Source organism: Mesorhizobium sp. M7A.F.Ca.US.005.03.2.1, from assembly GCF_003997795.1.
Taxonomy (GTDB): domain Bacteria; phylum Pseudomonadota; class Alphaproteobacteria; order Rhizobiales; family Rhizobiaceae; genus Mesorhizobium; species Mesorhizobium ciceri.
The window spans coordinates 1-9,425 of the sequence record NZ_RZRP01000158.1; the positions used below are offsets into that span (position 1 = coordinate 1).

General features: G+C 64.1%; 7 protein-coding genes and 1 pseudogene. 5 read left to right on the plus strand and 3 right to left on the minus strand.

What is annotated here, in order from left to right:
• The 3 genes from EN991_RS11575 to EN991_RS11585 form a co-directional block, all read right to left on the minus strand.
• A partial coding sequence (locus EN991_RS11575; protein WP_127368780.1) for an aminotransferase class III-fold pyridoxal phosphate-dependent enzyme occupies positions 1-354 on the minus strand: 354 nt, incomplete at its 3' end.
• A 6-nt stretch (positions 355-360) separates the two neighbouring features.
• Complete coding sequence (locus EN991_RS11580; protein ID WP_127368781.1) at positions 361-1,419, minus strand: phosphotransferase; 1,059 nt, start codon at positions 1,417-1,419, stop codon at positions 361-363.
• Positions 1,416-2,711: an ArgE/DapE family deacylase gene (locus tag EN991_RS11585; protein ID WP_164753649.1), complete on the minus strand. Its 1,296-nt coding sequence runs from the start codon at positions 2,709-2,711 to the stop codon at positions 1,416-1,418. Before EN991_RS11585 ends, EN991_RS11580 begins: the two co-directional genes overlap by 4 nt.
• 185 nt (positions 2,712-2,896) lie before the next feature.
• Between EN991_RS11585 and EN991_RS11590 the strand changes: the two genes are divergently transcribed.
• The 5 genes and pseudogenes from EN991_RS11590 to EN991_RS41770 form a co-directional block, all read left to right on the plus strand.
• On the plus strand, positions 2,897-3,577 hold the full coding sequence (locus EN991_RS11590) for a GNAT family N-acetyltransferase (RefSeq protein ID WP_127368783.1): 681 nt from the start codon (positions 2,897-2,899) through the stop codon (positions 3,575-3,577).
• Positions 3,574-6,300, plus strand: coding sequence for a LuxR C-terminal-related transcriptional regulator (locus EN991_RS11595; RefSeq protein ID WP_127368784.1), 2,727 nt, complete (start codon positions 3,574-3,576; stop codon positions 6,298-6,300). The genes EN991_RS11590 and EN991_RS11595 overlap by 4 nt, the downstream gene beginning before the upstream one ends.
• Before the next feature lie 83 nt (positions 6,301-6,383).
• Entirely contained in the window at positions 6,384-7,505 is a 1,122-nt protein-coding gene (locus tag EN991_RS11600) for a class II histone deacetylase (protein ID WP_013532992.1), read from the plus strand.
• Positions 7,506-7,563: 58 nt separating this feature from the next.
• Positions 7,564-9,168: a DUF2339 domain-containing protein gene (locus tag EN991_RS11605; protein ID WP_245460945.1), complete on the plus strand. Its 1,605-nt coding sequence runs from the start codon at positions 7,564-7,566 to the stop codon at positions 9,166-9,168.
• 75 nt (positions 9,169-9,243) lie between these two features.
• Positions 9,244-9,425, plus strand: a pseudogene (locus EN991_RS41770) (RNA polymerase sigma factor); the annotation flags it as partial.

Genomic DNA, 9,425 nt, shown 5'->3' on the forward strand with positions numbered 1-9,425 from the left:
GGTGAACATGGCGTGGCCAAGATGGGCCGGAACGGTGCCGAGTAGTTTTTCCGCATAGTCGAGGATGATCTCGCTGAGATAGCGTGTGTGGGTGTTGAGCGTTGCGGCCTGCCTCGAAAGCGCCTCGACGACGCGCGGATGGCAATGCCCGACCGAGGCGACGTTGTTGTAGGCGTCGAGGAACTTGCGGCCCTGGGCGTCGTAGAGCCACACACCGCTGCCGCGCACCAGATGGATCGGGTTGCGGTAGAAGGCGCGGTAGGTCGGCCCAAGCAGCCTGGCGCGGCGTTCGAGCAGCGCGCGCTCCGATGCAGCCGCGTCGGCATTTGCGGGGTATGGCGAGGACTGGGACACGGGAATCTACTCCGGATTGGAATGGTCGAGAAAATAGCGGCGGGCATCGGTGGACGACAGGCCGTTCAACCGTTCGAGTGAAGCCCAGACTTCGGTGGCGAGGCGCAGCACGTAGTCGCGCTTGGCCGGGAAACGCTCGGCCTGCCAGCTGGCGATGTTGACGATGAGCGCAAGTCGGGCACGGATCAGATCGAAGAGAATGCCAATCTCTTCCTCCTCCAGTGGTTGGAGCGACTGATAACCTGCGACAAAGCGCGCCGCCGGTGCCAGCGGATGGCCTTCCGCCGGCCAGCGGTAGACGGCGCCGATGGCGAGGTCGCAGATCAGCGGCGAATGGATCATGTCGCCGAAATCGAGAATGCCGCTCACGACCTCCGGCCGCGAAGCATCCATCACCACATTGTAGGAATTCATGTCGTTGTGGACGATCTGCGCGCGCAGGCTCGGGATGACCGGCGCAGCATGCTCCTCGAAGGAGGCGATCGCGCGCTCGACCATCGCCCGCCGACTCGGATCAGTGATGTGCGCCATCATCGGCCGTGTCTTGGCGACCTTGCGGATGTCCCAGAGCAGGTCGTTGCCGGCGGCCGGATGGAAGAAGCCGCGCAGCGCCCGGCTGAGGCGGGCGAGGAAGATGCCCAGATTGCGATCCTGCGCCTCGGAAGTCGGCGAGCGCGACAGCAACTGACCGGACAGATAGGTCACCAGCCGGATGATGCGCGGCGCCGATCCAGCGACGCTGACCGCGAACTGCGCTTCATCCTCGAGGCTTTTGCGCACCGAGGGAACCGGCAAGGTGGGGTCGACCGCAAGGATGTGGTCGAGCGCCTTGTTCTGGAAATCGGTGAAGCCAGCTTCTTCCGCCGGATGGGAGATCTTCAGGACGAACTCGCCCTCGCCGTCGGTCTGAACATGGAAATTGTGGTCGCGTTCGCCAGGCAGCGGACGCGCGGTGCCGTTCAGCCCGTAGTGCCGGCGCAGGATGGCGAGGGCGCCGGCCGTGGAGACATCCGGTGCGTCCTCGGCGAGTGTTTCGCCGAACGCATCGGGCACCGCCGCATTCATGGCTTAGCCTCGATAGGTTCGAGGCCACACCAGTCGGCGATGAACAGCGCGATCGTCTGGGTGACCTTGCGCACCGAGTCGAGATCGACGGCCTCGTCATAGCCATGCGGCATGCGGCAGATCGGGCCGTAGACGATCGCCGGCGTGTCGGCATAGAGGCCGAAGAAACGTGCATCGGTGGTCGCCGAGGTGACGTGTTCCGTCAGCGGCTCGCCCCAGACGGCGGTATGGCTGCGGCGTAGCACCGCTTCCATCTCGTCGGCGCCCTCCAGCACATAGCCCTCGGCCATGAAGCCATTGTAGGTCATCTTGGGTGGTCGGTTGGCCAGGAACGGATCGGCGCGCGCCGCATCGGCAATGCAGGCCTCGAGCTCGGCCCTGGCGTCTTCGAGCCTCTGGCCGGGATAGGTGGCGACGCGCATCTCGAAGACACAGCGCGCCGGAACGCTCGATGTCCACTCGCCGCCTTCGATCTTGCCGAGGTTGAAGCGGATCGGATGCGGGTGATCATGGAAATGCCTGTCATCGACCTTGCGCGCGTTCCAGACGATTTCGAGCTGCTTCAGCGCCTGAATGATGACGAAGGCCTTTTCGATGGCATTGGCGCCGGCCGAAAATGCACCCGACGCATGCTGCGGATCGCCGTCGACCTCGACCCTGAACCAGATCGGCCCGACCTGCGCCCGCATCAGCCGCGGCTCCAGCGGTTCGGGAATGAAGGCGGCGTCGGCGCGATAGCCGCGCTGCAGGCATGCAAGCGCGCCATTGCCGGTGCATTCCTCCTCGACCACCGACTGGAGATACACGTTCGCGGCCGGCTGATAGCCAAGGCTACGCAAGGCGCTCAGTGCATAGAGGCAGGCGGACAGGCCGGCCTTCATGTCGCCGGCGCCGCGGCCATGCATCCAGCCGTCCTCGATCACCGGGTCGTAGGGATCGCGCACCCAGCGGTCGAGCGGTCCGGTCGGAACGACATCGATATGGCCGTTGAGGATCAGCGAGCGGCCGGTCGCGTTTCGCGGCGTGTGGGTAGCAACGACGTTGAAGGCATCGTCGTAAGAGACCGCCACGGGTGAAAAACCCGGCAGGTCGCGAATCTCATCGACATCGACGCGCCACATGTCGACCGCGTAGCCATCCGCCTCGTAGGCGGCGGCCATAAACGACTGCGCGGGGTGTTCCTCGCCACGTTGGGAGGGAAAGCGCACGAGGTCTTGCAGAAACGCGACCTGTCGGGCGAAGCCATCATCGACTGCCCTCAGAATGGCCTCATCCGCAATCCGCTCAGGCATCATATTTCACTTTCACCTGGATGATGTATCATATCTCATATACCATTCCTGTGAAATGCAAGAGGCATACGCGCCAAACTTTCAGTCCAGGACTTGCCGTTCGATACTGCCATGGTCTTGGGGGAGTTGGCATCGGATGCAGCAAGCCGATACTGCTATCTCTGGAAGACATGACGAGGAATGCGTTGATCACAGAAGACACGATGCCCGCCGAAATCACCGATCTCGCCATTGGCTACCATCGCCTGCCGGCTGGCAAGCTTGCCAATGCGGTGACCTGGATGGAAGCGCGCACGCCGCAGCCGGATCTCGCGCGCCCCTTGGGCATGACACGGATCACGACGCCCGATTGCGTTTCCTACCGGGCGATCTTTCTCGAGATCGGCGCACCCTGGCTGTGGGACCGCGTTTCCGAAATGTCCGATGCCGAAATCACCGAGCATTTCGCCGACCCGCGCCAGCATCTCTACTACGGCCACGACGAAACCGGCGCGCATCTCGGCATGGTCGAGTTCTTCGCCGCCGACTATAACGAGATCGAGATCACCTATTTCGGCCTGTTCCCGTCCCTGACCGGCCGCGGTTTCGGCAAACGGCTGATGGCCGGGGCACTGGAGCTCGCATGGCGTCTCAACCCGAGCCGCATCTGGCTGCATACAAGCAGCTTCGATCATCACAGCGTCATCGGATTCTACAGCGCCTGCGGGTTCGTGCCCTTCGCTACCGGATTTGAGATCGTCGACGATCCCCGTATCAAGGGAACCTTGCCGCGCGATGCCGCACCGCAAATTCCGCTGATCGAAGCGGAGTGGAGCGGCTGCGGCGACTCTCCCCCAGAGAGCTACAGGCTGTGCGGACCTAGATGAGAACAGCTCCGCAATCCGTCAGCCAAGCGTCGCCGCACCATCGCCGATGGGTGCGCCGCGAGACCATTCTGTCGACGCTGGAGCGTCATATCGACACGCGCATCGTGCTGTTCGCCGCGCCCGCTGGCTTCGGCAAATCGACGACGATGGCGCAATGGGCTGCGGAAATCGCACGCCACGGCAGGCTGACGGCATGGCTGTCCTGCGAGGCGACGGACAATGATGAGGGCGCCTTCCTATCGCATCTGGTGGGCGCGCTGCGCCATCTGGTCCAGAGCCCGGCGGAACTCGACCTTGCCTTCCAGTCGAGCCCCATCCCGCAGCTCGATGTCGTGCTCGCGGCACTTGTGGCGGGTCTGGCGGCGCGCGAGGCCTACATCACCCTGTTCTTCGACGATTACCACGCCGTCGAGGCGCCGGCGGTGAAGCGGTTCATGGAGCGCCTGACCCGGCAGGCGCCGGAAAATGTTGCTTTCGTCATCGGCTCACGCAGCCTGCCCGACCTGCAGCTCGGCAAGCTCCGGGTGCTTGGCGACGTTTTCGAAATCGGCCCCGACGATCTGCGTTTCGCCTCATCCGAGGCCGAAGCTTTCTTCAACGACAAGCTGGGCCTGAGCGTCAGCAGCGGCACGGTGGAGACCTTGTGCTCGCGCACCGAAGGATGGGCCGCCGGCCTGCAACTGGCCTCTTTGTCACTGAGTGCCGCGCATGCACCGGAAACCGTCATCGGCAATTTTACCGGCGCCAACCGAAACGTCGCCGACTTCCTGATGGGCGAAGTGTTCCTGGAACTGCCGCCGGCGATCGCAAAATTCCTGCTCTACAGCTCGATCTTCGAACGCTTCAGCGCCGAGGCCTGCCGGGCGGTGATGCGCGCGGCCGACGCCGAAGCGGCGATCACCGAGATCGAGACGCGCAACCTGTTCCTGGTGCCGCTCGACGAAGAGCGGCGCTGGTTCCGCTTCCATCATCTGTTCCGCGATTTCCTCAGCCGCGAAATGGAACGGCGCGAACCGGAGATGATCGCGCCGCTGCATCTGGCGGCCGCCGAATGGTTCGGCGAGCGCAAGATGCTGACAGAGGCGATCGGGCACGCGCTGGCCGCCGGCGACCAGGCCCGCGCGGCGGTGTTCGTGGAGAACAATGCGCTCGACCTCATCGCCCAGTGCCAGCTTCTCTACGTGCGCCAGCTGCTGGCACTGCTGCCGAGGAAGCTGATCGACCAGCGCATTCGGCTGCAGCTGGTCGTGCTGTGGTTGGCGGTGCACAGCAGCCAGCCGGAGATTGCCCAACAGACGCTGAGCAATGCGCGCAAGTTGGTCGAGACCGGACCGACCGACAGCAACGACCCAGGCACGATGACCGGCACAACGATCGAGGCTGAGCTCGTGGTTCTCGCCGCCGCCGTTCACAGCACGCTGGAGCAGTTCGATCAGGCGCGCGACACAGCCCTTGCGGCCCTGCGCGTCATCGCGCCCGATGCCTGGTTCATGGAGGGCGCGACCGCCAATGTCATTGGCTACAACCTCTATGCGCTGGGTGACCTCGACGGCGCACGCGCCGCCATCGATGCGGCACGCCGGGCGCATGAGCGAAGCGGCAGCCTGCTCGGCGTCACCATTGCCAATTGCTACATGGCCGTGATCGAGCGTTCGGCGGGCCGCTTGCCCGCCGCCGAGCGGCTGCTGCGCAACGCGATCATCGAGGCTCGGGCGCGGATCGGTGCAAACTCCTATGCCGAGGCCCTGGCCGGCACGCTGCTTGCGGAACTTGCCTATGAGACCAATGCGTCGGGCGAAGCGCTGACCCTGGTCGAGAATCTCGGACCGCAGATCGAAGGCGCGGCAGTCATTGTCTATCCTCTGGCCAGCGTGCCGACCTATGCCCGCGTGCTGCAGCTGACCGGGCGCACCGAAGCGGCACTGGATATGCTTGAGCGCGTCTATCAACGCGTACACGGCACGGTGTATCGCCGCCTGGCATCGATGATCGTGCATGACCGCATACGTGTGCTGCTCGATCAGAACCGTATTGCCGAGGCGCGTGCGCTGCTGGCCGAGCATCGGGGCGAAGGGACCGAGGCTTCGGTGGTCATCACCACCGCCAACGAGTTCGAATTCTTTGCCGAGGGCCGCCTGCTGACGGCCGAGAAATCCTATGCCGCTGCCGCGGGAGTTTTCGACGCGCTGCTCGAGCGCACGAAAGACAGCGGGCGCATGCGCCGCCATATATTGGCGCTGATCCTGCGCGCCAAAGCGGCCAGCGCTGCCCACGACCAACGCGAGGCAGACCGCAATCTCCTCAATGCGTTACGTCTCGCCCAACCCTCCGGCTTCATCCGTTCTTTCGTCGACGAGGGAAGGCCTGTTGTCGAAGGGTTGATGCGGCTGCGCGCGGCTCAGGCGAAGACCGATCCCGCACTGTCAGCCTATGCGTCGCGCATCATCGATGCCGCGCAGGCGATGCCTGTCGCGACACGCAAACTGACCGCACCAGCCGCCGAGAAGGAACTGCTCACCCAGCGCGAGGCCGAACTGCTGCGCTATCTCACTGAGGGCATGTCCAACCGCGATATCGCCTTGGCGCTGTCGGTGAGCGAGACCACGGTGAAATGGCATCTGAAGAACATTTTCGGCAAGCTCGCGGTGACCAACCGGGTGCAGGCGGTGCGCGCCGCGCAAGGATCTGCAGGCGCCCATACCCCTCCGAAAGGAGGGGCATAGATAAGAGGCGCGACCCCACTTTCGGGTCGGGCGATCTGATCGTTAGCCTGCTAGCGTCACCTGGTTTTCAGAGGACGCTGCGGATGGCGACAGGCTACGTTTTTCACGAACAGCTGATGTGGCATGACACCGGCTCCAGCGCCGACATGATGCCGCCCGGCCGTTTCGTGGAACCCGGCCGGCATCTGGAATCCCCTGGCTCCAAGCGCCGGCTGAACAACCTCATCCAGGTCAGCGGCCTGTCGCGGCATCTGGTGCCGATCATCCCCGAGCCGGTCTCGGTCGACGACCTGTTGCGCGTGCACACGCAACGCCATGTCGATGATATCCGCATGCTCAGCGAACGCGGCTCCGGTTTCGCCGGGCCGCAGGCGCCGATCGGCCTCAACAGTTTTGACATCGCGCTGCTGTCGGCCGGCACCACCTATGCCGCGATGCGCGCCGTGCTGACGGGCCGCGTCGACAATGCCTATGCGCTGGCGCGGCCGCCGGGACACCATGCCGAGCCCGACCAGGCGATGGGCAACTGCCTGTTCTCCAACATTGGCGTCGCTGTCCGCCGGCTGCAGCATGAAGGCCTGCTCGGGCGCGCGGCGATAGTCGACTGGGATGTGCATCACGGCAACGGCACCGAGACGGTGTTCTATTCCGACCCGTCGGTTCTGACCATTTCCGTGCACCAGGACAATCTCTATCCGACCGGGCGCGGTGCGCTGGCCGACAACGGGAAAGATGCCGGCGAGGGCTTTAACATCAACATCCCGCTGCCGGCCGGCAGCGGAACCGGTGCTTATGAAGCGACTTTCGACCGCGTTGTCGCGCCGGCACTGCGCGCCTACAGGCCGGACCTCGTCATCGTCGCCTCCGGCTTCGATGCGTCCGGCTTCGATCCACTCGGCCGCATGATGCTCAACAGCGAATGCTTCAGGCGTCTTGCCGCGCGCATGGTTGCGCTGGCCGCCGAGACCTCGCAAGGGCGCCTGATGATGACCCATGAAGGCGGCTACTCCGAGGGCTATGTGCCGTTCTGCGGCCATGCCGTCATCGAGACGCTAGCCAATCACCGTACCGAAGTGGTCGACCCTTTGTCGGACCATATCGACGAATGGGCCGGGCAAGACCTGCAGCTTCATCAGGCCGCGGTGATCGATGCCGCCGAAGGCCTGCTCGCCGGCCTGCGCCAACGTCTCGCCAGTGCGGCCTGACGCGATGGATTTCGTCATCACCACGCTGCTCAATGCGCTGACGCTGATCAGTATCCTGATGCTGGTCGGGCTCGGGCTAGCGATCAGCTTCGGCCTAATGAACGTGACCAATTTGGCACATGGCGAGTTCGTCACCGTCGGCGCCTTCGCGGTCTATTTCGTCCAGAGCATGGGTGGCTCGTTCTGGCTAGGGCTGGTGGCTGCCCCCATCGCCGGCGCGGTGATCGGCTGCATCCTCGAATTCGCCATCATCCGCCATCTCTATTCCAGGCCGGTCTCAACTGTGCTTGCCACCTGGGGCGTCAGCCTGATCCTGCAGCAAGGGCTGGAACTGATCTTCGGTCTCGGCGCCAAGCCGGTGACGCCGCCTATCGAGGGCACGCTCGACCTCTTCTTCACCGTCTACCCGGCCTATCGGCTGATCCTGATCGGCATCGCCATGCTGACCTTGCTCGGCGTCATCCTGCTGATCAGCCGCACGTCCTTCGGTCTCGACATCCGCACCGTCATCCAGAACCGCGAAATGGCCGAGGGCGTCGGCATCAACACGCGGCGCACCTACGCCATCGCCTTCACCTTCGGCGCGGCCATCGCCGGGCTGCTGCTGATGCATATGGCTTTCGATTCCGGCTGGACCACCATCCTGCTCGGTGCGGCGGCCATTGTGCCGGCGCTGGCCACGCGCTGGCGCGTCTATCCGGTGCTCGGCTGGATTTCGGTCGGCGCGGTGATCGCGGTGCTTGGCCGTGTCGCCTTCGACCCGACCATTGTCGGCGCCGGGTTCCTGTCGACGACGCCGGTGTTCAACTGGCTGTTGCCCGGCTACGGCGTGCCGGCGCTGGCCTTCGGCTTTGCCGCCTGGCAGCTTGCGCGCACAACGAATGGCCGGCCGCGCCTTGCCATGGAGGCGGCAGCGGCACTGTTTGCGCTGCTCACGCTCGCCATACTGGTGCGCCACGCCATGCACGGTGGCGTCATCGACACGGGTGCCATGACGCTCGCCGAACAGTCGATCTACACCCTGATCGCCATCGGTGCCGGCGCAATCCTGGTCGCTATCGACATGCGCTCGCCAAGCTCGGTGCTGCGCTATGGTTCGATGGCCATCGGCGTAATCTCCGTCGGCTTCATCGTCATCCGGCACTTCGTGGTGCTGAACCCGCTTTTCACAGACGAATCGACCGGCCGTATCCCGGTGTTCAACCTGTTGTTCCTCGCCTATCTCCTGCCGGCGGTCGCCGCCGGGGGACTGGCGCTCTACGCCAGGGACAAGCGGCCAAAATGGTATGCGCAGATGCTGGCCGTGGTGGCTGCCGCGCTTGCCTTCGCCTATGCCACGCTGTCGGTGAGGCGCCTGTTCAAGGGCGAATTCATCGGCCTGTGGAGCGGCCTCGGCCAGTTGGAAACCTACACCTATTCGGCGCTCTGGCTGGTAATTGGCGTTGCGCTGCTCTCAGCTGGCGTCTGGCTGAAATCGCAGGTGCTGCGCATCGCTTCGGCCGCGCTGATCGCGATCGCCGTGCTGAAGGTCTTCATATTCGACATGTCGGAGTTGGAAGGCGTACTCCGGGCGCTATCCTTCATCGGCCTCGGCGCGGTTCTGATCGGTATCGGCCTGTTCTATCAGCGGCTTTTGACACGGGCGGCGAAGGAAAACGGATAAAGGCAAGCAAGAACAATAAGATTTCACCCCGACCGGGAATAAATCGGCCAATGGGCTCGTTATCTCATTGCTTGGGTGACCGGGGCGGGAGACCGCTTCGCGCTGGCCGCTTGCGCCGCGCCCGGAAGGCGCGTTCAATCCAGATCAACAAGGGCGACCTCGAAACCAGCGGTCATGGACGAAAAGAAGGCAGCAATCCTTGGCGAAATACCGCGCCTGCGCCGTTACGCACGCTCGCTTTTGCGCGACCGCGACGC